This window comes from Thiorhodovibrio frisius (genome assembly GCF_033954835.1).
In the GTDB taxonomy this organism is placed as follows: domain Bacteria; phylum Pseudomonadota; class Gammaproteobacteria; order Chromatiales; family Chromatiaceae; genus Thiorhodovibrio; species Thiorhodovibrio frisius.
This window is the reverse complement of sequence record NZ_CP121471.1, coordinates 924,902-947,439: the sequence shown is the minus strand read 5'-3', so window position 1 is coordinate 947,439 and position 22,538 is coordinate 924,902. Positions and strand designations below refer to the sequence as shown.

At 57.3% G+C, this 22,538-nt stretch carries 20 protein-coding genes and 1 pseudogene; 13 read left to right on the top strand and 8 right to left on the bottom strand.

Features of this window, described 5'->3' with window-relative positions:
- Positions 1–31: 31 nt before the first annotated feature.
- Both Thiofri_RS04585 and Thiofri_RS04580 read right to left on the bottom strand, forming a co-directional pair.
- Positions 32–376, bottom strand: coding sequence for a hypothetical protein (locus tag Thiofri_RS04585; RefSeq protein WP_009150536.1), 345 nt, complete (start codon positions 374–376; stop codon positions 32–34).
- A 111-nt stretch (positions 377–487) separates the two neighbouring features.
- Entirely contained in the window at positions 488–634 is a 147-nt protein-coding gene (locus Thiofri_RS04580) for a hypothetical protein (RefSeq protein ID WP_190275855.1), read from the bottom strand.
- Positions 635–728: 94 nt separating this feature from the next.
- On the opposite strand from Thiofri_RS04580, the gene Thiofri_RS04575 reads away from it, so the two are divergent.
- From Thiofri_RS04575 to Thiofri_RS04560, 4 genes are all read left to right on the top strand, one after another.
- Positions 729–1,343, top strand: coding sequence for a hypothetical protein (locus tag Thiofri_RS04575; RefSeq protein WP_040857455.1), 615 nt, complete (start codon positions 729–731; stop codon positions 1,341–1,343).
- A complete protein-coding gene (locus Thiofri_RS04570) occupies positions 1,340–1,543 on the top strand; it encodes a hypothetical protein (RefSeq protein ID WP_040857453.1) in 204 nt (67 codons plus the stop codon). Before Thiofri_RS04575 ends, Thiofri_RS04570 begins: the two co-directional genes overlap by 4 nt.
- A 1,149-nt stretch (positions 1,544–2,692) precedes the next feature.
- Entirely contained in the window at positions 2,693–4,495 is a 1,803-nt protein-coding gene (locus Thiofri_RS04565) for a KAP family P-loop NTPase fold protein (RefSeq protein WP_009150534.1), read from the top strand.
- A gap of 439 nt (positions 4,496–4,934) precedes the next feature.
- Complete coding sequence (locus Thiofri_RS04560) at positions 4,935–6,698, top strand: DUF262 domain-containing protein (protein WP_009150533.1); 1,764 nt, start codon at positions 4,935–4,937, stop codon at positions 6,696–6,698.
- 279 nt (positions 6,699–6,977) lie between these two features.
- On the opposite strand, the gene ltrA is transcribed toward Thiofri_RS04560, so the two are convergent.
- Positions 6,978–8,252: a group II intron reverse transcriptase/maturase gene (gene ltrA / locus Thiofri_RS04555; protein ID WP_009147486.1), complete on the bottom strand. Its 1,275-nt coding sequence runs from the start codon at positions 8,250–8,252 to the stop codon at positions 6,978–6,980.
- A 798-nt stretch (positions 8,253–9,050) separates the two neighbouring features.
- Between ltrA and Thiofri_RS04550 the strand changes: the two genes are divergently transcribed.
- From Thiofri_RS04550 to Thiofri_RS04540, 4 genes and pseudogenes are all read left to right on the top strand, one after another.
- Positions 9,051–9,551 carry a tellurite resistance TerB family protein gene (locus Thiofri_RS04550; RefSeq protein WP_143741994.1) on the top strand — a complete coding sequence of 167 codons (501 nt, stop codon included), beginning with the start codon at positions 9,051–9,053 and terminating at the stop codon, positions 9,549–9,551.
- Positions 9,552–9,661: 110 nt separating this feature from the next.
- Positions 9,662–10,537 (top strand): IS110 family transposase, encoded by an 876-nt coding sequence (locus tag Thiofri_RS04545; protein ID WP_040857449.1) that lies wholly within the window; start codon positions 9,662–9,664, stop codon positions 10,535–10,537.
- Positions 10,509–10,577: pseudogene (locus Thiofri_RS24710) on the top strand (hypothetical protein); the annotation flags it as partial. The gene Thiofri_RS04545 and the pseudogene Thiofri_RS24710, both read left to right, overlap by 29 nt.
- Positions 10,578–10,592: 15 nt before the next feature.
- On the top strand, positions 10,593–10,793 hold the full coding sequence (locus Thiofri_RS04540; protein ID WP_040857447.1) for a hypothetical protein: 201 nt from the start codon (positions 10,593–10,595) through the stop codon (positions 10,791–10,793).
- Positions 10,794–11,643: 850 nt separating this feature from the next.
- Here Thiofri_RS04540 and Thiofri_RS04535 read toward each other — a convergent pair.
- The 4 genes from Thiofri_RS04535 to Thiofri_RS04520 all read right to left on the bottom strand — a co-directional run bounded on the left by Thiofri_RS04535 (position 11,644) and on the right by Thiofri_RS04520 (position 16,907).
- On the bottom strand, positions 11,644–13,140 hold the full coding sequence (locus tag Thiofri_RS04535) for a hypothetical protein (protein WP_009150530.1): 1,497 nt from the start codon (positions 13,138–13,140) through the stop codon (positions 11,644–11,646).
- Entirely contained in the window at positions 13,137–13,823 is a 687-nt protein-coding gene (locus Thiofri_RS04530; protein ID WP_009150529.1) for a PspA/IM30 family protein, read from the bottom strand. Before Thiofri_RS04530 ends, Thiofri_RS04535 begins: the two co-directional genes overlap by 4 nt.
- A gap of 179 nt (positions 13,824–14,002) precedes the next feature.
- A complete protein-coding gene (locus Thiofri_RS04525; RefSeq protein ID WP_009150528.1) occupies positions 14,003–16,138 on the bottom strand; it encodes a sensor histidine kinase in 2,136 nt (711 codons plus the stop codon).
- Positions 16,139–16,199: 61 nt separating this feature from the next.
- Positions 16,200–16,907: a response regulator transcription factor gene (locus Thiofri_RS04520; protein ID WP_009150527.1), complete on the bottom strand. Its 708-nt coding sequence runs from the start codon at positions 16,905–16,907 to the stop codon at positions 16,200–16,202.
- Between the two features lie 367 nt (positions 16,908–17,274).
- Between Thiofri_RS04520 and Thiofri_RS04515 the strand changes: the two genes are divergently transcribed.
- The 3 genes from Thiofri_RS04515 (at position 17,275) to Thiofri_RS04505 (ending at position 19,693) form a co-directional block, all read left to right on the top strand.
- On the top strand, positions 17,275–17,826 hold the full coding sequence (locus tag Thiofri_RS04515) for a PspA/IM30 family protein (RefSeq protein WP_009150526.1): 552 nt from the start codon (positions 17,275–17,277) through the stop codon (positions 17,824–17,826).
- Positions 17,823–18,380 (top strand): hypothetical protein, encoded by a 558-nt coding sequence (locus Thiofri_RS04510; RefSeq protein ID WP_009150525.1) that lies wholly within the window; start codon positions 17,823–17,825, stop codon positions 18,378–18,380. The genes Thiofri_RS04515 and Thiofri_RS04510 overlap by 4 nt, the downstream gene beginning before the upstream one ends.
- A gap of 68 nt (positions 18,381–18,448) precedes the next feature.
- Positions 18,449–19,693: a vWA domain-containing protein gene (locus Thiofri_RS04505; RefSeq protein ID WP_009150524.1), complete on the top strand. Its 1,245-nt coding sequence runs from the start codon at positions 18,449–18,451 to the stop codon at positions 19,691–19,693.
- An 80-nt stretch (positions 19,694–19,773) separates the two neighbouring features.
- On the opposite strand, the gene Thiofri_RS04500 is transcribed toward Thiofri_RS04505, so the two are convergent.
- Positions 19,774–20,352, bottom strand: a complete 579-nt coding sequence (locus tag Thiofri_RS04500; RefSeq protein ID WP_009150523.1) for a DUF302 domain-containing protein — start codon at positions 20,350–20,352, stop codon at positions 19,774–19,776.
- 558 nt (positions 20,353–20,910) lie between these two features.
- Here Thiofri_RS04500 and Thiofri_RS04495 point away from each other — a divergent pair.
- Positions 20,911–21,366 carry a hypothetical protein gene (locus Thiofri_RS04495; RefSeq protein WP_190275853.1) on the top strand — a complete coding sequence of 152 codons (456 nt, stop codon included), beginning with the start codon at positions 20,911–20,913 and terminating at the stop codon, positions 21,364–21,366.
- Between the two features lie 32 nt (positions 21,367–21,398).
- Positions 21,399–22,475: an NAD(P)/FAD-dependent oxidoreductase gene (locus tag Thiofri_RS04490; RefSeq protein WP_009150521.1), complete on the top strand. Its 1,077-nt coding sequence runs from the start codon at positions 21,399–21,401 to the stop codon at positions 22,473–22,475.
- The last annotated feature ends 63 nt before the right edge of the window (positions 22,476–22,538 follow it).

Sequence of the window (22,538 nt, the reverse complement as noted above, 5' to 3'; positions counted from 1 at the left end):
GCCGGAACGCGGGAAGGAGAGAACAAAAGACTCAATCAGCCTGCGCGAAATGCGCCCGCCATCCGGCCAGGCCGGTTTTCAGCCGCTCGCCATGCCGCTCGAGCGCGGAACCTGTGATGATAATGCCAATGCCGAGCAAGACCAGCGCGCTCCAGCCACCAAGACTGAAATGCGCCAGGGCATCGGTCGCCAGTGTCGTGAGCGCGGACAGGGCAGTAATCACACCGATGGCAAAGAGCAAGCGCGCGCGGATGGCGTAGCCGAAGCCGAGCGCCGCCAGCCCACCGACCAGGGTCACCACGGCCAGAGCGAAACCGCCGAACAGGGCAAGATCAATCAACCAAAATCCGGCAGTTGAACCGCGCTCGCTGATCATATCCAAGTAAGTCCATTCGGAAATTTCGGCACACGCCAATCACCCGTTGGGTGGCAACTCCAACTGCTCCGCAGTTAGGTTGTCTATTATGAAACAGAAGCTTAGCGAGCATCAGGCATTTTGAACTGCCGGATTTAGGATCAACAGGCTCAGCAGCAGAGCTGCGGTGCTCTGGTAGCCACCCCGGCGACGTTCGCTCAACTGCCACAGATCGAGCAGCATGGTAGCGAAGATACCGGCCGCGAGCGGAAGATGCACGCCATCAGCAATTATTAAAGAAACTATGAGCCCACTCCGAAAACCCCAAAATCGCGTATATAAGAAAAACCTTATACTTATAGACTATTGATTAATGAGCGAGTTCCTCGAGTATGCGCCAGAGCAGGGCGAGCAGCGCAAACAGGATTGCGAGACCAAGGCCTTCCACCGCTTGGCCGAGCGCATCAAAAACGCCTTTCCCCGTCTGCCGGTGATGGTGTTGCTCGATGGGCTTTATGCCAATGGCCCGATCATGGAACGCTGCCGCCGCTATCACTGGGATTTTATGATCGTGCTCAAGGATGGCTCGCTGCCCACTGTCTGGGAGGAGTATCGCAGCCTGGCGCACGAGCACCCGGAGCATCGCTGCGAACAGACATGGGGCGAGCGCCAGCAGCAATTTCAGTGGGTCAACGCGATTCGCTACGAGTATGGACCCAATGGCAAGAAGTTCCTTGAGGTCCATGTGGTGAGTTGCCACGAACACTGGCAGGTGGTGGACCCCAAGACCGCGGAGATCATCACCAAGCGCGCCCGCCATGTCTGGCTCTCCTCGCGCCCGCCCATTGCCAAATGGGCCGGCTCAATGTGCATACCCGCTGCAACCTCGGGGCGCGCTACCGCTGGGGCATCGAAGGGGCGTTTCTGGTCGAAAAGCATCAGTGCTACGCCTATGAGCATGCCTTCGCCAAGCAGTGGAACGCGATGAAGGGCTACCATTTCCTGATGCGTCTGGCGCACCTGATCAACACCCTGGCGCGCTTCTCCAAGCAGCTGGCGGCGCTATTCGTGCAGCTTGGGGTGCAGGCCACCATCGGCTTCATCCGCAATACCCTCACCGGCCCTTGGCTCGACCCCCAAGAGGTGGAGCAGCGCCTGCAGCGACCGTTTCGATTAAGTTTGCTCTGAGCTCACTGCCTGCAGTGAGACGACCGCTTGCCCATCGCGCAGGCGGCGGCTTCCTATGGCCAACCAGTCCTCAAGCGGCTATTTTCGCTTCGGAAGATTCCGTCACAAGGGCACCAATCTTGGGTTTTCACCTGAGTCGGCGCAAAAACTCTCCCCATCCCTCGCTAAGCGCCTCGGTCTGGAAGGTCGTGCGTCAGGGCTGACATGCAGCTATTCCCCTGGGTAATAATCATGGTCTATACTTGGCTTGCACGTTCCGGCATAGCCGGATGAGCGGGCGTGTCGCGACAATCGTGCTGCGAAAGTGCGCGCTATGGGCAAACAGCGGGCACTTGCAACCGCAAGCCGCCGCGCGGCACTCTAGTGCTGGCAATGCTGCCTGGATCAGCCGTAGGTGCTCCATTGCGCGTGCGTCGATAGAGCAGGAGCCTTTCTGTCCTATCCGATCTAGGTAGAATCCGTCCTATTAATCGTTGCAAAAGTTCGTGCTGCTCTGAGTTTCTCACAATCAGTCTGTTAAGCGGCTTGGGGTCCGCGAAGACTTGTGCAACGTTTAATATCAGTGCTAGACCGATTCTGCCTAGCATACCAGACCAAGATTCTGTCTAGTTACCTGCTTAGGTTAACAACAAGAGGAAAAACATAATGGCATCAGTGCGTTTTGAGGTCAAGTATTACTACATTACCCCAGGAACTAACGCTAAGACAGCAGGAACCTTATCGGGTACTGTTAACAGCCAAAGCGAAACACTTGTTATGCAGAAGCTTAGAGACAAACACAAGGGAAAAGAAATCGTACTCCGTGAGCTGAAGTGGAAGTAATCAACCTGAACTGAACTGGTCAGGTTCGGTCTTTTTTCTGCGGATGGTATCGTTTCACGAATCCGTCTAAACGGTGCGCTCTAGCCGAAGCCGGTTTCGCTGTTGCTCGACCGGCTCGGCTGGGCTAGCGCGGAAGTCCGGCAAGCGAAGCTTGGCGCTTCGCGTCGGCTAAAAGTCCTGGTCGGGTTAAGTGCTGGCCATCCGCCCGTATCGAGTATTGCACCTATGGCGGAGAGCGACTCTCGGGTCAGGAGACTTTGGATAAACGGTTTTGATTATAAACGAAAATAACCTTCCAATCCGCAACAGTTTTTTCGGAGAACCTGCGTGAACACAAACTTTGGCGTTGTTGATGAGCCCAACCCCCGTGGTGGTCAAGACGATCTTGGAATTGGAAAGCACGCTCAAGCACTGACGGAATTCATCAAAGTTGCCCCAACGCCGATGACGATAGGAATTCAAGGAGAATGGGGTAGCGGAAAAACTTCCGTGCTAAATACGATCTATTTCGAGCTGGAGCAACTCGGGCACGTTAAGCAGATCTGGATCAACAGTTGGGAGAGTTCTCTTTTGTCAACCCCCGAGGAATCCTTGATAAAAATTATCAATGAAATCCTAAGTAGCTTAATTGAATGCGATGTCAACAAAACCCGTGTGGAGCGCGTTAAATCGCTTTCGAGCAACGTTTTTAGGGGGGCACTTCGAGTTGGCGCAAATCTTGCTCTAGGAGACAAAGCGAGTGAAATCACCGAGGAATTGTTGGGACAACAGAGCAGTTCAATTAAGCAACTGCGTGAGAGTTTGAGTGCGATAACAAATGAAATTATGACTCGCGACACTAACCCGTTCAAAAAAATTGTAGTCTATGTTGATGATCTTGATCGCATAGAACCAAAGGATGCGGTGCGGGTGCTTGAGCTGCTGAAAAATATTTTCAATGTTCAAGGGTGCATATTTGTCCTTGCGATCGATTACCAAGTGGTAGTCAAAGGACTAGAAAATAAATTTGGCAAGCGCTCCGAAGATAACGAATGGGAATTCCGTGCTTTTTTCGATAAGATCATTCAACTGCCTTTCATGATGCCTTTAGGACAATATAATATTGGGAGCTATGTTGGTAAGTTATTGAGACAAGTTGGTTTTACCCTTGATAAGGAGATTAATGAGGATAAAATTAATTCTATTGTCAGGCTGTCGGTAGGCGGTAATCCTCGCTCTTTGAAGCGCCTCATCAATTCTTTAAGCTTGATTATGCTGTTTATTCAAGCGGATGTTGATGATGAAAACGAAAACATTCTTCAAGATGGTCAGTTGAAAGCCGTGTTGCTAGCGCTGTTATGTATTCAAATTGCGTACCCCAAAATTTATGATTTGCTTGTAAAGCATCCTGGTTTCAGTGACTGGAGTAGTGATATAGCTTTCGAACAAACAAAAGGCCTTGAAGATATAGACAGTGAGCAGTTTAATAAGGATCTAGAGCTCGCGTCAAAAACTCAACATTTCGATGAGGACTGGCAAAAAGCGTTGTTTCGAGTTTGTTATGTCACACAAAGCTATCGTCGAAAAGCTTCTGAAGTTTCCCAACTTCTCAATTTGATCAAAAACGAGCTTTTAAAAGACAATGAAGAACAACTTGAGACGGTTATTGCCAGGATCATCGAAGAAACCAGTGTCACCACGGTAAACACAACGGATGAAATTTCAAACTACAAACCGAAATTCCGAAAAACAAACTTTGGAGACTGGGGAGCCTACAGTAGTTCAATGTTGGCGGATATTCCAGCTGACCAAGTTACAGATATGAAATTAGTTCACGACAAATTCGTTGAGATGTTTGGATCAGATCTAGAGATAAAGTATTCGCCATCATTTATTTCTTTCAGAAAAGCGCACGCGACTGGTAGGCAAAAGATTGCATTTAGGTTGGATCCATCTAAGAAGCAGATAGATTTATTTATCTCATTATTGCAGAGATCAAAATTGCCAAACAGCCCGCCCGCACCAGACTTTTTCGTTAAAAAGTACACTAGCGGGTCAAGAATTTGGTGGCGTTATCAAGTAAGTATCAAAAATTTTGATAACCAGGAATTCTGCACACTTTTAGATGGAGTCTTTTCTTCCATAACCTAAAACAGCGCTTCATTTTAATTAAACACAAGCGAAGATGAAAGGGAGCGCTATCCATCATGAAAACCGAAAAAATTGAGCGGGTAATAAACAGGTCAGGTTCGGTTTTATTTTTAAGACCGAATCTAATCCATCAAATCGCCTAACACGGTGCTCCAGCCGAAGCCGGCTTCGCTCTCGCTCAACCGGCTCTGCTGAGCTTGGCGTCGGACTGGATATCCGAGCAAAAACCCAAAACTGCTCTAACTCATCGGCACGCCCGCCACCCAGCGCTAAAATCCAGTCAAGCCCACCCACCGGAAATACGCCATTCACGAAAAGCCTATTAGCGGACACTGAGGTGATAGAAAGACACATTTACCTGCAGTTGCGCCAACTGTAACTAAGCGGCGCATTGGGTCATTTATTTCAATAATCGGCCTATTAGCGCTACGGAGGCTGTGTGAGTACCAAGACACTTGAGATATTCTTTACCGGCAAGAACCTGGTAATCCCACACTACCAGCGGGACTACGCGTGGAAGCCGAGCAACGTCGATGACCTATTCGAGGATGTTGAAGAGGCACTCCAGGTGAAAGGCGGGCATTACCTTGGTACCTTCATCCTGTCACAGAGCGATCGAAGCGCGCCGGTCTTTGTTGTCGACGGTCAGCAGCGCCTGACCACTCTGACCATGATCCTTGACGCGCTGATCGATGCGGTTGAAGACCCAGCGATCCGTCAGCATTACCGCAGCAACTTCATTTCGCACCCGGTTACAGGTGCTAAGTTCAAACTGCAGGGCGGGAATGGCGATTTCTTCGTCAGCCTGCTGGCGGAGCAGAACCCCGCCCCTGCGACCGATGGTCAACAACGCCTACTAGACGCCTATGAGCGCATCCAGCTGCGGGTCGGTGAGCTGCGGAACCGGGGTGGCGAAGAACTCGTGAAGCAGTGGCTCTCGTGTCTAAGCCAACTCGAGGTGCTGGAGTTTGTCGAGCCCGATGAGGGGAAGGCGATCCGCATGTTCCAGTCGGTCAACGACCGCGGCGTACCGCTGGCGCGGATGGACATCGTGAAAAGCCTGCTGGTGTATTATTCCAACCGCTATCTCGACGGCGAGTTGGACCAGTTCATATCGGAACAGTTCGGGCTGGCATTTCACAGCTTCAGCCGCATCAAGCGTCTGGCGGCCGAAGATGGCTATCGGGTGCGGCTGGTGAACCGGGATTCGTTCCGCGAGGACGACGTGCTGCGCTACCATTATTTTGCATTCGACGGTAGCCCGTTCGAATTGGAATCCGGCGCCGACTACAGCGCTACCGCCGATACGGTGCTGGAGACTTTTCTTAAACCGGGATTACGGGACTTGCGCAACGACCCGAGCCGGCTGCGCAATTTCATAGATTCCTATAGCAAGGACCTTGCGGCATTCTTCGGCGCTCTTGAGGCACTGCTCGTCGCGACGCGTACCGACATTGTGACCTACCTGCTATTCGTCGTCCAGGATCTGTCGGCGACTCTTTATCCGCTGGTTATCCGACTGCATCTTCAAGATCGGCTGTCGGCCGTTGGTACCGGTAGCGACCAACGCAGCCTGCAAAAAATCATCGAGATGGTGGACCTGCGGGTATTCAAGCTGCGGGGTACGAACCCACAAGCGGATGTGTTCCGCATCACTGCGGCGCTGTCGAGCCTGTCAGTCGACGAGATCATCTCAGGGCTCAAGCAGTTCTGCCGGCACTTCATGCCTGATGCACTGATGCAATCTCAGGTAGAGAACGAATACCTCTACCGCAACGCCGGAGTGCCACGAATGCTGCTGGAAGTGGAGTTCGAAGAAAGGAAGAAGGGCAAAAAACCCCGCCCGTCCCCGGCCCAGCTTGTCGCCCTAAACTGCAAAGGGCTCACGGTAGAGCACATCCTGCCGCAAGAACCGAACTTCAAGGTAAGGGCCTACGGCTTCCGTAGCCGGGACCATTACGAGGAGCACAAACATCGCATCGGTAATCTTGTGCTGATCGAAGACACATTGAACAAGACTTGCAGCAACCGCACGGTCGAAGACAAGATGTCTGCTCCCGAGTGCTACCAAAAGTCCGGTCTGTGGGCCGTAAAGGCACTATCGGCAATCCACACACCCCCTGGCCAACCATTTAGGCTGTTGGATATCGACAATCGTGCCCAGACGATAGCGAATTTGATGCTGAAGCGCTGGCCGATATGATTCCAGCTCATCAGTCTACAAAGGCACTCAGGCTGCTCGCACCATCGCCAGTGTGCTAAACTCTCCGTATCGTCAATCTATCAGAAGAATTAAGTATCAGAAGAATTAAGGGGTCTGGTTGAAATTATTTTCCCAGACCAAGAAACAACACACGATCAATCGCCATCACGGTAGGACGGCCAGTTACCCGGCCGCCCCCGTACAGATCCCGGCGTGCGGAACTACCGCACCGGGCTCCTCGAAATGATTCGCTTCGCACGCGGCAACATTGCAGAATACTCAGAAGCTGTGGCAGATTCGTGGTCGCTCAAGCTTGAACACCTTGATCAGTTCGGCAAAGCCCTTCCAGTTGTAACTGCGCCGCTGACTGCGGCGATTCAGCTCCCGGTAGAGCATGCGTGTGACATGGTAGAAAAAGTCACCCAGGCTGTCGGAGTTGCCTCGGATACCGTAGTAATTGTAGTACCCGCGCAGCTTCGCATTGAGAGCCGCGAAGAACTTGTCCTTGTGCATCCGGCAGTGTGCCCGACACCAGTCTCGAAAACTGGCCAGGGAGGCGCGGTATTTCTTCCGTGCCGTGCGCCGTTTGAGCGCGGGTTTTCCCCAACGCCCTCGTCCCCAGCGAAACTCGAATCCGAGAAACTCAAAGGTGCCGTTACGCGTCCAGTCCTGACGCGAGAACCGCAGCAACTGCGTTTTCTCTTGCGCGACTTCCAGCCCGAACCGCTCCATCCGCAACCCAAGCACCCGATAAAAGCGCTGGGCGTCGAACTCACATTCAAACGCGCACACAAAATCGTCGGCATACCGACAGAGGTACGCTTTCCCTTTGCAATGTGTCTTGACCGTGTTCTCAAACCACTCATCTAGCGCGTAGTGGAGATAGATATTCGCAAGCATCGGGGAGATGATCCCGCCCTGGGGCGAGCCTGTCTTGGGATGCTGAACCGCGCCATCTGGCTCCAAAACGCCGGCCTTTAACCACTTGCGAATCAGCCGCAAAAAGGGTTCATCGTCTATCCGTCGCTGCAACAGTTCGATCAGTGTATCGTGATCGATTCGATCAAAGAATGCGCGAATATCCGCCTCGACCAGGAAGTGATAACGCCCGCTTCGCAGCTCGGCGCTCAGGTCTCGCACTGCATCCAGGGCACCAACCCGAGGTCGGTAACCATAGCTACAGTCCAGAAAGTCCTGCTCATAAATCTCTTCCAGTATCTTGGTAACCCCCATCTGGAGCACTTTGTCCGCGATGGCCGGAATCCCCAATGGCCTCAACTTTCCGTTGAGCTTGGGGATGTATCTTCTCAGTACCAGCTTGGCCCGATACCATCCCCCTTTGACCGCCGCCGCCAGTGCTTCTACATTGTCCTGAAGGTTGGCTTCATAGGCGCGGGCATCCAGTCGGTCGACACCGCTGGCCGCACCTTTGTTAATCAGCCGCCAACAGGCCAGAAGATAGCTGACGTTGAGCAGGCCAAAGAGGTTGCGGAATCGATGGGCCTTGTCCGATGCCGCCTTTTTCGCTATTCCCAACAGGGAGGTTTGCTTCATGGTCCAGCCCGTCGTGTCTGGGTGAAGTGTCCTTTGTTGGCTGCATCACTTCGCCGACCCCTTTCCCATGTACGCGGCTCTCCCGCGCTCGGAGTACTATGAGTCGGTCTGACTCCCCATCCGCTTCCGGCGAACCTTCCTTCTCGGTCAGTTGCGCTTCCCCGGTCGGTCGGCTCTAGGCTTCGGTCTAATTCCGTTTCGGGGTTTCCCCCTGTGTGTCTCAATACCCGCATGCCTTACCTCTCCCGCCGGGAGCTGATGGGGTCTCCCAAGTTCTCGACGCTTCTGTGCTTGCATGCCAGGCGCTCGGACCCCGACAGACCCTCGGGACTCTCGCCGTGAACGACCTTAGGGCAACGTTTGTTTTCTCTGTTTGCTGCCTGGTTTCCCGGCAGTGCCACAATATCTTGCCCATCGTCGTTCTATTGAGTCCTCTGTGTTGGCTTCCAGGTCGTTAACCCTGTCGCCGTCTGCTTTAATGCTTTTAACGAGGCTGAAATCGCTTCAGGGTGGTGCGTACACCCCTCTGGCCTACAAGTTTCTCTATGTACGCTTCACCTCTTTTGTTCACGATAGCACCAGTCTCCTGACCAGTGCGTCGCTATCCGCCAGAGGCGCAACACGCGATACGGGTGGGTGGCTAGCCCTTACCCGACCGGGACTTTCACCCGGCAAGAAGCGCCAAGCTTCGCTTGGCGCACTAACAATGACCTTCAGTCCGACCGCTCGCTATGCTCGCGGCGGCTGAGGCTGGCGTTAGGCTGTCCAATCAAACTGTGACATACGGTTACAGCTTAATTGAAGCAGGAAAACACTATGAGACTATTAAGAAACATTAATCGGTTAGTTAAGCACTCTATTGCTGAAGGAGTGGAAGCCTTAACTCCTACCAAATTTATCAACGCTACCAAGAGGCTGCTAAATAAAGATTTTATGAAAGCGTTTTCCGCTGGAGTTGCTTTGGTTGCAACAGCAGACGGTTCATATGATGAAGATGAAAAAGAAAAGATCCGGGCATATATAACAAATACCGATGTTCTCGAAGGGTATAACGCGGGAGAAGTGTTGTCTCTCGTTCAGAAATATGCAGACACACTAACTACAGATAGAGAGATTGGAGAAAAGAAAGCCTATGAAGCTCTACTGGAAATTAGTGATGACGAAGAATATTGCGACATGATTATTAAAATATGTTGCGAAATAGGGAAAGCTGACGGGAATTTTGATGATAACGAAAAATCAGTAGTAGTAAATATATGCGACAGGCTAGGAAAAGATAAACGCGAGTATGGGTTATAAAATAGGCTAGATGCATTAATCGCCTAAGGATTAAAGGGATTAAAGAAACTATGTAGGCCGTCCAAGTATAAGGCTCGAAACTGACATTCCGAGCAACGAGGAGACCGCACATGACTGCTGCCGCTGACCAATCGCCGAAGACCCCCTTTTATCAGGCCCTTGAGCTGAGCAACAAAACCTGGAAGCTTGGCTTCAGCAACGGCGAGACGATCCGGATCAAGACCCTCGAAGCACGGGATCTTCCCGCCTTGCGCGAGCAGATCGAGATCGCCAAGGGGAAGCTTGGACTCAGCGCGGATTGTGTCATTGAAAGCGTTTACGAAGCCGGCCGGGATGGATTCTGGATTCATCGTACATTGGAATCCTGGGGGATTCACAGCTGCGTGGTCGACTCGGCCAGCATCGAAGTCAACCGCAAGAAGCGGCGCGTGAAGACCGACCGGGTCGACGTCGAAGCCCTGCTGGTCCAGCTCATGCGTTATCTTGGCGGAGAGGAAAAAGCCCTCGCGGTGGTGATCGTCCCCAGTGCCGAGGCCGAGGATCGGATGCGACTGAACCGCGAGCGCGAGCGACTGATCCGCGAACGTGGCGCCCACAGTTCTCGGATCAAATCGCTCTTCATCGCCCAGGGTCTCGTCATCGAGCGTCTCAACGACACCGTCATCGACACTCTCGATCACTTGTGCACCGCCACCGGCGAGCCCCTCGGCGCCGACCTCAAAGAAGAGATCCGCCGCGAATACCAGCGCTATTGCTTGGCTGATGAGCAAATCCGCGCTATCGAGCAAGAACAAAAGCGCCGCGTCGAGCAAGCCACCGACGTCTCCCACCAGCAAGTCGCACGCATGCTCGAAATCAAAGGCATCGGCTGGGTTTCGAGCTGGATCTTGGTCATGGAATTCTTCAGCTGGCGCGGCTTTCGCAATCGCCAGCAGCTGGCCGCCTGTGCCGGGCTGACTGACCCCCACGCCCTATGCCAGTGGTGATGACGAGCGTGACCAAGGCATCAGCAAGGCAGGCAACCGACGCATCCGCGCGCTCATGGTCGAGCTGTCCTGGCTATGGCTGCGCTACCAGCCCGACAGCGCCCTGAGTTGCTGGTACCGCGAGCGCTTTGCCAAGGGCGGCAAACGCATGCGCCGTATTGGTATTGTTGCGCTGGCGCGCAATCTGCTCATCGACTTGTGGCGCTATCTCGAACAGGGCGAGATCCCAGACGGCACGGTGCTCAAAGCCGGCTAAGCCAGCCAGTCCTAGGGAGACAACAAACACCACCACCCACAACGGCCAAATACTGCGTAATCACAGGATTCAAGCGCACAGCAAGCGATCAAGGCAAAGGTTGTCGAAAGCGCCCGACAGGCCCCTAGGCTGACAGATGTCATGCCGTTTTTAAAGAAGGGGCGCTTTCCTTATATCGGTTTCAGCGGCGAACATCGCATGCAATTTCAGGTGACCGGGTCTCCCGGCACGGATAGGTGGAGCGGATTCGCACAGAGTCCTTAGGCTTCCAAACCGAGACAACCCATGGCGAAGAGACGCGATTGCAGAGCCTGAGAAACCTGAGTAAGAGCGCCCACATACCGTCACCACAAGCAAAGTTGAGCGTATGAGTCCGTAATGACAAAACAGCTTTTAAAAAACTTGACAAGGGATTCCTCATAGAAAGGGTCTGGATGGAATGGCACTAAGATAAGCGCAATGGCTTGAAAACAATTGGGGAAGGCTGGCAGCTAGGGTGATACGGTGCAAATCGCCAAATCAAACCAACCACCCGAGGAGCCAGCCTTCATCCTAAATCCGGCAGTTGAACCGCGCTCGCTGATCATATCCAAGTAAGTCCATTCGGAAATTTCGGCACACGCCAATCACCCATTGGGTGGCAACTCCAACTGCTCCGCAGTTAGGTTGTCTATTATGAAACATAAGCTTAGCGAGCATCAGGCATTTTGAACTGCCAGATTTAGGATAAACGGTTTCGGTCAGCAGAGCGAAGTCGCGTTCGGCGGGGGTGAGACGGCGGGAATTTGGCATTTGGTTATCATCGGGATGCCCTCCCGCGCCGGAACGCGGGAAGGAGAGAACAAAAGACTCAATCAGCCTGCGCGAAATGCGCCCGCCAGCCGGCCAGGCCGGTTTTCAGCCGCTCGCCATGCCGCTCGAGCGCGGAACCTGTGATGATAATGCCAATGCCGAGCAAGACCAGCGCGCTCCAGCCACCAAGACTGAAATGCGCCAGGGCATCGGTCGCCAGCGTCGTGAGCGCGGACAGGGCAGTAATCACACCGATGGCAAAGAGCAAGCGCGCGCGGATGGCGTAGCCGAAGCCGAGCGCCGCAAGCCCACCGACCAGGGTCACCACGGCCAGAGCGAAACCGCCGAACAGGGCAAGATCAATCAACAGGCTCAGGCTCAACAACAGAGCGGCGGTGCTCTGGTAGCCACGGCGGCGACGCTCGCTCAACTGCGACAGATCGAGCAGCATGGTAGCGAAGATACCGGCCGCGAGCGGAAGATGCACGCCCTCGGCGATGGGCCAAGCTGGCAGCAAGGCACCGCTAGCCAAGGTGGTAACGAACAGAGCCATGGACACCGCGAGCGTTTCAATCAGACCGCGCCATTGGCTTGCGGGCGCCATGGCCGCCAAGGTGAAGCGCAGCGCCAGATAACCCAGCAGGCTCAGAGTCGTCAGAAACAGCGCGTCCGGCGCGTAAAGCCACAGGCTACGACCGGCCAGAATCAGCAGCGGCAACATCAGCAATGCGCGCGCAAAGCGGCCCTCGACGGTCGCCAGTGTCGGATCGCGCTGACGCAGACGCAGGCTGAACAGGCCCAGCGTCAAGGTCAGCCCGACCAGCATGAGTGAAACGACCACATCCGCGCGGGTCGGTATCAGCAGGGCCGCATTGGCGAGCAGATAAAGCCCGCTCAGCGCCGCCACCGACTGTCTGGCCATGATGCGCAGCCCAAGCCACACCGACAACGCCAGCGCCAGCAAGCTGCCGACACTGAGCAGCAGCGCTGGCCCCATGGCCAGGTGCCCCTGGGATTGCGTCCAGACCGAGGCGGCGGCACTCAGGCTGCCTGAAGCATCCCAGGTCAGAAATGGATAGATCAGACCGCCAACGAAGGCGACATTCACCGGCACCGCCGCTAGCGCCAGGGCGATAAACAGCCGTGCGCCTTTGTTCTCATGCAGCCAGTGACCGCTGGCCAAGCCAGCCAGGGTGAGTGCCAGGGTATGGCCGATCAGCAACAGGCCGCGACTAAGGTCGTCACTCTCGCGCCAGCCCTCGAACAGGAAAAGGACAAAGGCCGCGACAATGATCAATCCACCGAAGCCGCGCAGCAGCAGGGACAGGGTAATCGGTGAGCCTTGGGAGACCGGCGCGCGATCTTGAGCGGCGGCCGGAGACGGGCTAACCGGAGTCTGCTCCGGCACATTCTGGAATGAGCGACTTTCAGCCTCCACCGGAAACTCCAGCGCATCCGGGTCCAGACTAACGCTCATGGTCACGGCCACCCCGGAGGATGAAGCCTGTTGTTTCACGGTAAGGCTTTGGTTGGGGGTTAATGCCAGCACGCTCATTGTCCACCTCCCAGGCTAGCACCAGCCACTTGGCTCTGCTGCTCGCGGCGCAGGGCTTGCAGCTCGGCCTGCAAGGCGTCGCGTTCCTCGGCGGCAACAAATTCCGCCTCAAAGGGGTCTGAGTCGACCGCACTATCGACGGTCATTTCCGCTTCGGTCAGGCGAATTTCCCAACGCTCGAAGGTATCATCTAAGTCGAGCGCCGGGTCGCGGTCGATCTCGTGCAGACGCACCGCTGCCGTGGCGGTCGCCTCGCGGCTGCGCATCAGCGAGCGGCGATGCTCGAGTTGCGCGACCCGCTCGCGCAGGCTGTCGATCTCGGCGGCCAGACGGCGCTCGACCATCTGATGCTGCTGCCAGGTTTGCTCCAGTGACGCCACCTGCCGCGCAGCCTGATGCGCACGTCTCAGGCATTGCAGCGCCTTGTCCTCGCCAGCAGGGGTAGGCTCGCAGGCTAGCGCGCGCTCGCGCCAGCTGCGTTCATCCTCGCGCAGACCCTCGAGCCGCTGGCGCAGGGACTCGCCATCGCGGCACAGGCGCTGATGGCGCACTTTCGCCTGGGCAAAGAGCCGTCGGCTGTCGCGAATACCGACCTCGACCACGGCGTCATGGTTTTCGATATCCCCGACCAGACGATCAAGCCGGGTCGAGACAGCGACAGTAAAGCGTTTGAACAGTGACATGGGATGCTCCTTGATGAATGATGAATGGCATCCCATGCATGTCAACTTCCGTGCCAATCTGGCGGAATCGTAATTTTTGCTTATTTATTAATCTATTACCGATTCACGTCGAGCACCGCCCGAACCCAAACCAGGCTCGCAAGATGCATTGATTGTACATTGGTGATACAAATTTTGTACTAACCAGGTCTTTCAGTCGCACAAGGCAGCTCTAGCCAAAACTCGACGCCCGGATCGCGCTCGATGACTTCGACCCGGCCATTCATGGCCAGCGTCAGACGCTGCACCAGGGCAAGCCCAATGCCGGTACCAGAGACGGCCGCTTGGCGCGCCAGATCGCCGCGATAAAATAGCTCGAAGATGCGTTTGCGCTGCGACCGGGGAATCCCGGGGCCGTAATCGCGCACCCGCAAACGCAGGCATTCGCCGGCGAGGGGCTCGCAGTCGATATCGATGCGGCGCTGCTCGGCATCGACGCCAAATTTCAGCGCGTTATCGAGCAGGTTGAGCAGAATCTGCACACAGGCATCCGGGTCGGCGAGGATGGCAATGTCCCGCCCGCAGCCGATGTTCAGCTCGAATCCAGCACGCTCGACCTGATAAGCGACCCGCTCGCGCACCATGGTGAGCAATTCCTCGACAGCCAGCGGGCGCGGCTCAAGCGCCAGTCGGCCACGGCCAATGCGGGCGAGTTGCAAGACATTGTTGATCAGCCGCGACAGGCGCTCGCTTTCCTCGTGGATAAAGCGATAGTAGGTTGCCTTGCGTTCCTCGGAGGCGAAGCCGGCGCGCAGCATTTCGGCATACATACGGATGGAGGTAAGCGGGGTTTTCAGCTCATGGCTGACGGCAGAGACGAAATCCTGCTGCTGACGCAGCAGCGCGAGTTGCCGCGCACCCAGTCGATACATGAGCCCGGCACCCACAAGCAGCACCAGCGCGAGCGCGCCGGCCATCCAGCCAATCACGGCAGCACCAGGAGGTGCTGGCAGATGGCTGACGCTAAAGATCAGCTCGAAGCCGCCGAAGGGTTCCCGCAGGCGGGTGCGATAGAGCAAGGCACCGCTTAAGGGTTCGCTCTGGTTGTCACCGCGCGCGCTGATGCCAGGGTAGCCGAGCCGTGGCTCGGCGCGAAAGCTGCGCAGCAACTCACCGCGATAGGCCACACTGAGGTGCGTACTGCGCGCAAGTACGGTGGCACCCAGAGGCTCGGCGATCAGCGCTTGCAGAAAGGGTTCCAACGCAATGAGCGCGCCCTGGATGAAGACCTCGCCACCGCGCTGGACGCTGCGAAACAGCAGCAGATGCCCAGAGTCGAGCAGGCCGACCTCGACCGGCCCGATGGCGCGGCGAAACAACTGCACGGGTGCGAATTCCGGCGCCTGATTGGCTGATAGCCTGGGCGCCAGCCGTTCGGCTGGCATCTCGGCGTCGCGCTCAGCCACTTCCTGCTTGAGTTCGCGGCGACTGCGTTTGGCGTAACTCTCATCGAGCTGCGGCAGTGCCGTCGGCATGGCATCCGCTGGCCCGGCGGCTTCTTCCTCAACGCCACTGCCTTTGGTGCCTTGGGTTTTCAACCTGGCGAAAGCGGCCTGGGACAAGCGCGGGCTTTCATCCTCCGTTGGTGCGGAAACGGGCGCCGGAGCTTCCTCCATCCAGCCAGGAGACGCATCCGATGCCTCCTGATCCATCGCGTTCATTGTGGCCTGCCTCGATCCCACCAGCGCAGAATCGCTTCCGTCAGCGACGGAATCGCGCATCCGCTCCCCGTCGGCTCGATTGCCGGCACCGAGCTGTAGCTGCGCATCCTCCTGCGCGCGTTCGACTAGCCGATTACCAATCAGCACCTGCGCAATGTCATGCGCCCGGGCCTGTCGCAAGACCAATTCGGCGGGATCGAGTCCAAGTTGGGCGACCGACAGTTCCGCCGTCGGCACCAGCGGCGAGCGGAAGCGGCCATCGGGTGCGACTTCAAAGTAGCCGATCAGGCCGGGAATCTCGGTCGCGCCATCCAGCTCGGCGAGCGGGGAGCGGTTGCGAACACCCGGGGCGCTGGCAGAGGGCTCGCGTAAAAAGCCATAGTCCCCAATCGGGCGAGCATCCTCCTCGCGCACCAGCGCCGCCAGGCGGGCGTCGATACGCGCGGCCAGTTCCTCCGCCACCAGTTGCTGGGCGCGGAAAGACTCCCATTTCATCTGGTCGTAGGCCTTGAACACCAGCAAGCCGCTGGGAATCACCAGCGCCAGCACAAACAGCCCGATGCCAAGCTTCAGCCGGCGCCGGGCGCGGCGGTCATCGAGTGCTTGCACGGACATCGTTCTGAGCCGTCATGGATGAGCGCGAGCGATTGATGGCGCGCACTTCAGGGCGCCCACTTCAGGGCGCGAGCCGCAGTCGGTAGCCCAGACCGCGCACTGTTTGCAGCCATTGCGGATGGCCTGGATCGGTCTCGATCTTGCGCCTGAGCTTGGCGATATGAATATCGACAGTGCGGGTCTCGATGCCACAATCACGGGCATAACCCCAAACCCTGTGCAGCAGTTCCTCGCGGCTAACCGGGCGCGCCTCCTGAGCCGCCAGATACCCGAGAATTTCGGCTTCGCGCCGAGTGAAGGGAATCTCTTCCGCGCCGCGCTGCCCGCACAGGTTACCAAGATCGAGCCTGAGATCACCAAGCTGTAGGGGACGGGCGGCGGCATCGTCCGCGCCGCTGCGACGCAGCACCGCCCCCACCCGCAGCACTAGCTCGGTGACAGAAAAGGGCTTGGCGACATAGTCATCGGCCCCCAGGCGTAGGCCCTGGATGATGTCTTCATCGGCAGTGCGCGCGGTTAGCATGATGATGGGTTGGGCGCGATCAACCGCCCGCACCTGATCGCAGATGGCAAAGCCATCGAGGCCCGGCAGCATGATGTCGAGCAGAATCAGATCGAACTTGCCACTGAGCGCCTTGGCCAGCCCGCCTGGCCCGTCGGCGGCGCTCTCCACCTCATAGCCGTGAAAGACGAACAGATCCTCAAGCCCGACGCGAATCGGCTCTTCGTCCTCAATGACCAGCAGACGGGATTTGTTGTGCGTATTCATCCAACCTCAACCTGGAGCCGGTCCAGTTTCACCCCAGTCAATCCTGCGGTGATCGCATAGACCAATTGCAAATTGGTTTGTCGGTTTTGGGTCGGGTGACGGCCACGGGGGTCTCGGCGGCAGGACGCCGCCGGGAAGCCTACAGGGAAGTATTCACGGCGTCCCCCGCGGCCGTCACCCGGCCCAAAACGAGCCAAAATTCCAAAGGGGTTTGGCATATCACAAGCGTAAATGCTCTCTGCCCGCCGGAAGGTAAATATCTGGTAAATCCTCGCGCCTGATCTTTACCAAAGCCTGTCTACGCTTGGCCGCCGCCTGCTCCTAGACTTTAAAGCGTCAATTCACAGCAACGACGGAGGACAGCTTCATGGCCATTATCACCCGATTGTCGCGCCTGCTGCGCGCCGATCTCAATGCCATGCTCGATCGCCTGGAGGCACCCGAGCTGGTGCTGGCGCAGGCGGTGCGCGAGATGGAGCAGGCACAAGCGTTGGAACAAGCCCGGCTCAGGCGTCTGGAGCAGGAAGCGGCGCGAAACGAACAGCGTCAGGCCGAAATCGAACAACGGCTCGCGCAGCATCAGGACGCACTAGAGGATTGCCTGGCCGCTGGACAGGATGACCTGGCCCGCGCGGTGCTGCGGCGCAAACTGGAAGCGGAGCGGGCACTTGCGCGGCTGAACCAAAGCGCGGATGAGAACAACCGCGCACGCACACAATGCCAGGCGCGCCTGAGCGAACAGGACAACCGCTTAAACGACCTGCGCGCCCGCGCGGCGGTGTTTGAGACCGATGCGTCAAACATCGGTGGTGAAGACGTGGATTTCGCCTCGGCTGCGTCTGACAGCCCACCAATACGGGATGCGGATATCGAAATTGCGCTCTTGCAGGCCAAGCGCCAGCAGGAGGCGGCGGCATGAACAGGCCCAGCTTTGGCGAAGGGGTCGCGGTCGCCCTCCTCGGCGCCCTCAGCACCTCTGTGATCCACTATGCACTCATCCCCTTGGCCCCGCCACAGGAGCGCCTGGTCTGGCTGTGCCTGCTTCTGGGATTGGGCTACGGGCTCTATCTGCTCGCACGCAGCCCAACGCCGGCGGGGCGCATCGGGCTACTGCTCGCTTGGGTTCTGGCTGCTTTGTTCAGCGCAACCCTCTTTCCCTCGCTCTGGCCGCTGCTGCTGGTGCAGCTCGGGTTTATCTGGCTGACCCGCGTCTGGTGCTTTCACCGCACGCCAGTGGCAGCGCTATTGGATGCGAGCCTGCTTGTGTTTGGCACCATTGCGGGCTTCTGGGCGCTGGCGCACAGCGCCAGCCTGTTGCTGGCAGTCTGGACCTGGCTACTGACCCAAGCGCTCTTTGTGCTAATTCCGCAACCAGGTGGCAAGACGAGGCGGGAAGCTGATGGCAAGGAAGGTTTCGCGGCGGCCGAACGGGCGGCGGAGCGGGCCTTGCAACGGCTGGCGGCGCGCGGCTGAGAGGACTGCTCAGTCCGACTACGACCAATCAATGACTTGTTATTTTTTACTGTATCGAGGATTCGATCATGCGCAAACACACCAAAACCATGGTTCCGCTGATGGCTGCTGGACTTGGCGGACTCACCCTGCTGGCGATTCTTGGCTATCCGGGCATCCGCGAGGCATTCTCGGCGCCGGCGACGCCAATCCCTGAACTTCCGACCAACGACGCGAACCAGGTCAATTTGCCGGATACCCGACAGCATCCGGTGATTGAAGCCGTCTTCGTGCTGGATACCACCGGCAGCATGGGCGGGCTGATTCAGGCTGCCAAGGACAAGATCTGGTCTATCGCCTCCACCATGGCAGCGGCCGAGCCGGCGCCGGAAATTCGCATCGGGCTGGTGACCTATCGCGATCGCGGCGATGACTATGTCACCCGGGTGACCAATCTTTCACCCGACCTGGACGCCATTCATGCCGAGCTGATGCAGTTTCAGGCCAATGGCGGCGGCGATGGGCCGGAAAGCGTCAATCAGGCGCTGCACGATGCACTGCACCGCATCCAATGGAGCCAGGACGGCAGTGCGTATCAGGTGATTTTCCTGGTTGGGGACGCGCCTGCGCACATGGATTATGCCAACGATACCCCCTACCCGCAGACACTCGCGCTGGCCAAGAAAGGCGGCATTCATGTCAACGCCATTCAGTGCGGCAGCCATGCAGATACGGCGGGCCAATGGCAGCAGATCGCCCAGCTCGGCGGTGGCGGCTATTTTCAGGTTGAGCAGAACGGCAGTGCGGTCGCCGTCGCCACACCCTACGACGGCGAGCTGGCCGAGCTATCCGCAAAGCTTGATGACACCCGACTCTACTATGGCAAGACTGAGGAACGCGCGGCCCGCAGCGACAAGCTCGCCGTCGAGAAGGCCGCCAAGGCAGCAGCCTCGCCCGCAGCCATGGCCAGACGCGCGGACTTTGTCACCTCCAAAAGCGGCAAGGCCAGCCTGATCGGCGAGCACGAGTTGGTCGACGAAGTGACCAGCGGACGCCTGGAACTCGACGCCTTGCCGGCCGAGGAATTACCGGCCCCGCTCGTCAGTCTCAGCAAGACCGAACAGCGCGCCCTGATCGAGCAAAAAGCCCGTGAGCGCGAAGAGCTAAGCGCACAAATCCAGGCATTGAGCGACCAGCGCGCTGAGTATCTGAAGTCAAAAGTTGCCGAAAGCGGCGATGCCGAAGACTCGCTGGATCACAAGATATTTAGCGCAGTGCGCGAGCAGGCGGCCGAGAAAGGACTGAAGTACGACGCCAGCGCCCCGGCATACTAACGTTCATGGTCCCAACCACCCAGGGTAATGAATCCGTGTGATTCACAGTAGGTCGCAGAAACGACTCGCCGCTGCGCGAATCAAAACTCGCCAGCGGCTCCTCCTTCCATAATGGCGCGAATGGTGTCGCGCACTCTGATGGCCGATTCTTTCAGATCCGGCGGCAAGTCCGTCCCGCCGTAAATCATTAAATCGAGATTCAGACTGTAGAGTTTCAGATTGCCCTTTTCGTCTTCAACCAGGGCAATCCGGCACGGCATAAAGCCGCTGTATTCATTGCGATATTCAAGCATCATGCGCCCGACGCGGGCGTCGCAGAACGAGAGAAAATTAACGTAGCGATAGTCCTCGCCAGTAATGGCCTCAATCTGTTTGTAAAAAGGCGACTCCCCGACGAACAGAAAGTTGTGCGCGACGGCAAGACTTTTCATCGACTCAACCACGTCCTCGGCGGTGAGCCCTTCTTCAACCGGCACCGACCACATCAAGGCGACACCCGGATCGCCGCTTTCGAGCAGGCGCTGTGCGAACTCGGCATAAACGCGAGGAAACTCGGGATCGAAATCGGCCAAAGCCGAGCTAACGCGGAGATAGCCGTAGCCGAGCGCAAGCACGGACAAAAGGCCGATGACGGCAAAGAGGTTGCGAACAAATTTCATCCGAATTCTCCAAGTGCGGCAGGCGCCGCTGGTTGTTATGGTGCAACGTGGCTCAATGCACAAAGCAGGCTTGGCCCTCGCTCGGGCGAGCCACATCAAAGGGTCATTTTAGCCTTCTTTGCACTAAGACGGGCGTTCGGGAGGCAATTCGGGGCACCCAAAGACCGCGCCATCCGCGTCCATCGCGAGATTCTTCATCCCCGCGCCAGCAGCTGAGCCACCGCTTTTCCCATGGCATGCCAGGCCTGCCGGACGGCCCGCCAGAAGCGAGACGACAACCGCTTGCACTCCTCATCTCTGGTGAGAAATGGTAAAGTCGGATTCACCAAATTTGATCAATGATAAAAATCAACCAGAAAAATATCTGAAATTAGAAGGAGCCAGGATGCCAAGACCATCGCGACCAAACGAGTGGCCTGCCTATGGCTTGTACTGCTCGGCCTGATCATTTCCCCCGTCGCCTATAGCACAGCGACGGAGCCTGCCCCCCAATCTGCTGCCCTGGAGCCCGCCCCCCAGATTGCACCTGAGTCGGCACAGCAACCGGCGACGGAACTCATGATCGATCACTTCGATCCTGAGACCGGCAAGCGGATCATCCCCAACGAGCGCTGCCTGACCTGTCACGGCGACGAAGAGCAGAAGACAGACGTTCGCGACGACGGCTCCCCGGTCAAGATTTTTGTCCACAGCGAACAGATCAAGGCTAGTGTGCATGGCGAGCAGCCATGCACCAGTTGCCACGTCACCATCGACCGCGTCCCCCATCGCAAGGCACCATCCGTCATCGTCGGCTGCATCGAGTGCCACCGGGAGACCTGGGAGGAGCACCAGGACGACCCCGACGGCAAGTATGAGCGCCTTGGGGTTGTCAACGAGCAGATCGACAATTTTATGCACTCGATCCACGCTCAGCCCAGCGAGCTGGATCAATCCCGTACCAATGCCACCTGCTACGACTGTCACGACGACCACAACATCGGCGAGCTAGGCAGCATCCAGCGCGCCGACTGATCGAGGCCAAACCGGCCTATACCTCCTGCTTCATGAGCAACGAGGTGCTCAGCGGCGAGCGCACGCTCCAATCGCTGACCTTTGGCTATGACGGCCTGCGCCGCTATGGGGTGGAGGTGGTCCAGGATCGGGTCGTCGGCATCAATCCGGACACCAGGCAGGTCACCACCGACAGCGGCAACCGCTTCGATTTCGACGCCTGCGTGGTCTCACCCGGCGTCGGTTTCAAATGGGGCGCGATCGAGGGCTACGACGAACAGATCGCTAACGAGAGCATCCCTCATGCCTGGTTCGCCGGCCCGCAGACGCAACTGCTGCGCAACCAGATCGAGTCCATGCCCGAGGGCGGGCATGTCATCATCGTGGCACCGCCCAACCCCTTCAAATGCCCACCTGGCCCTTACGAGCGTGCCTCGCAGATCGCCATGTACTGCCAGCACCACAAACCCCGGGCCAAAATCACCATCCTCGACGCCAAGGACGCCTTCTCCAAGCAGGGCCTGTACATTGAGGGCTGGACCAAGCTCTACGGCTACGGCACCGACAACAGCATGATCCAATGGATCAGCGCGGCCCAAGGCGGTGCGGTGGAAGAACTCGACCCGGACACGCGCACCCTGGTCGGCCTGGTCGAGGACTTCCAGGGCGATGTGGTGAATATCATCCCGCCGCAGAAAGCCGGGGCCATCGCCTTCGCCGCCGATCTGGTCGATGGCGACTGGTGCCCGGTCGATAAGCGCACCTTCGAGTCGAGCCGCCACAAGGACATCTATGTGCTCGGCGACGCCTCCAGCGCATCAAAAATGCCCAAGTCCGCTTATGCGGCAAACTCCCAGGCCAAGGTTGCCGCCGCTGCCATCATCGCCCGCTTCCAGGACAAGGAGCCGGGCGATCCCACCTTCGTCAACACCTGCTATAGCGTCGTGGGCGAGGACTTCGGCATCTCGGTGGCTGCCGTCTACAACCTCGACAGCGACACTAACACCATCGAGCCAATACCCGGCTCCGGCGGCGTCTCACCGGCCAATGCCAGCCCGGAGATTCGCAAACGCGAGGTGAGCTATGCGCATAGTTGGTTCGCGAATGTGATCAATGACATGATGGAATAGAGACATGGGCGCGGAGAGCATGCTGGAATAATTTGTCGTGTATATCAATGTAAAAACACTGGC

Excerpts from the sequence above, each read along its gene's own strand:
- Thiofri_RS04585 (WP_009150536.1), bottom strand. The coding sequence starts at position 376 with ATGATCAGCGAGCGCGGTTCAACTGCCGGATTTTGGTTGATTGATCTT.
- Thiofri_RS04575 (WP_040857455.1), top strand. The coding sequence starts at position 729 with ATGAGCGAGTTCCTCGAGTATGCGCCAGAGCAGGGCGAGCAGCGCAAA.
- Thiofri_RS04570 (WP_040857453.1), top strand. The coding sequence starts at position 1,340 with ATGAAGGGCTACCATTTCCTGATGCGTCTGGCGCACCTGATCAACACC.
- ltrA (WP_009147486.1), bottom strand. The coding sequence starts at position 8,252 with ATGAAGCAAACCTCCCTGTTGGGAATAGCGAAAAAGGCGGCATCGGAC.
- Thiofri_RS04545 (WP_040857449.1), top strand. The coding sequence starts at position 9,662 with ATGACTGCTGCCGCTGACCAATCGCCGAAGACCCCCTTTTATCAGGCC.
- Thiofri_RS04540 (WP_040857447.1), top strand. The coding sequence starts at position 10,593 with ATGGTCGAGCTGTCCTGGCTATGGCTGCGCTACCAGCCCGACAGCGCC.
- Thiofri_RS04535 (WP_009150530.1), bottom strand. The coding sequence starts at position 13,140 with ATGAGCGTGCTGGCATTAACCCCCAACCAAAGCCTTACCGTGAAACAA.
- Thiofri_RS04530 (WP_009150529.1), bottom strand. The coding sequence starts at position 13,823 with ATGTCACTGTTCAAACGCTTTACTGTCGCTGTCTCGACCCGGCTTGAT.
- Thiofri_RS04525 (WP_009150528.1), bottom strand. The coding sequence starts at position 16,138 with ATGTCCGTGCAAGCACTCGATGACCGCCGCGCCCGGCGCCGGCTGAAG.
- Thiofri_RS04520 (WP_009150527.1), bottom strand. The coding sequence starts at position 16,907 with ATGAATACGCACAACAAATCCCGTCTGCTGGTCATTGAGGACGAAGAG.
- Thiofri_RS04515 (WP_009150526.1), top strand. The coding sequence starts at position 17,275 with ATGGCCATTATCACCCGATTGTCGCGCCTGCTGCGCGCCGATCTCAAT.
- Thiofri_RS04510 (WP_009150525.1), top strand. The coding sequence starts at position 17,823 with ATGAACAGGCCCAGCTTTGGCGAAGGGGTCGCGGTCGCCCTCCTCGGC.
- Thiofri_RS04505 (WP_009150524.1), top strand. The coding sequence starts at position 18,449 with ATGCGCAAACACACCAAAACCATGGTTCCGCTGATGGCTGCTGGACTT.
- Thiofri_RS04500 (WP_009150523.1), bottom strand. The coding sequence starts at position 20,352 with ATGAAATTTGTTCGCAACCTCTTTGCCGTCATCGGCCTTTTGTCCGTG.
- Thiofri_RS04495 (WP_190275853.1), top strand. The coding sequence starts at position 20,911 with ATGATCGATCACTTCGATCCTGAGACCGGCAAGCGGATCATCCCCAAC.
- Thiofri_RS04490 (WP_009150521.1), top strand. The coding sequence starts at position 21,399 with ATGAGCAACGAGGTGCTCAGCGGCGAGCGCACGCTCCAATCGCTGACC.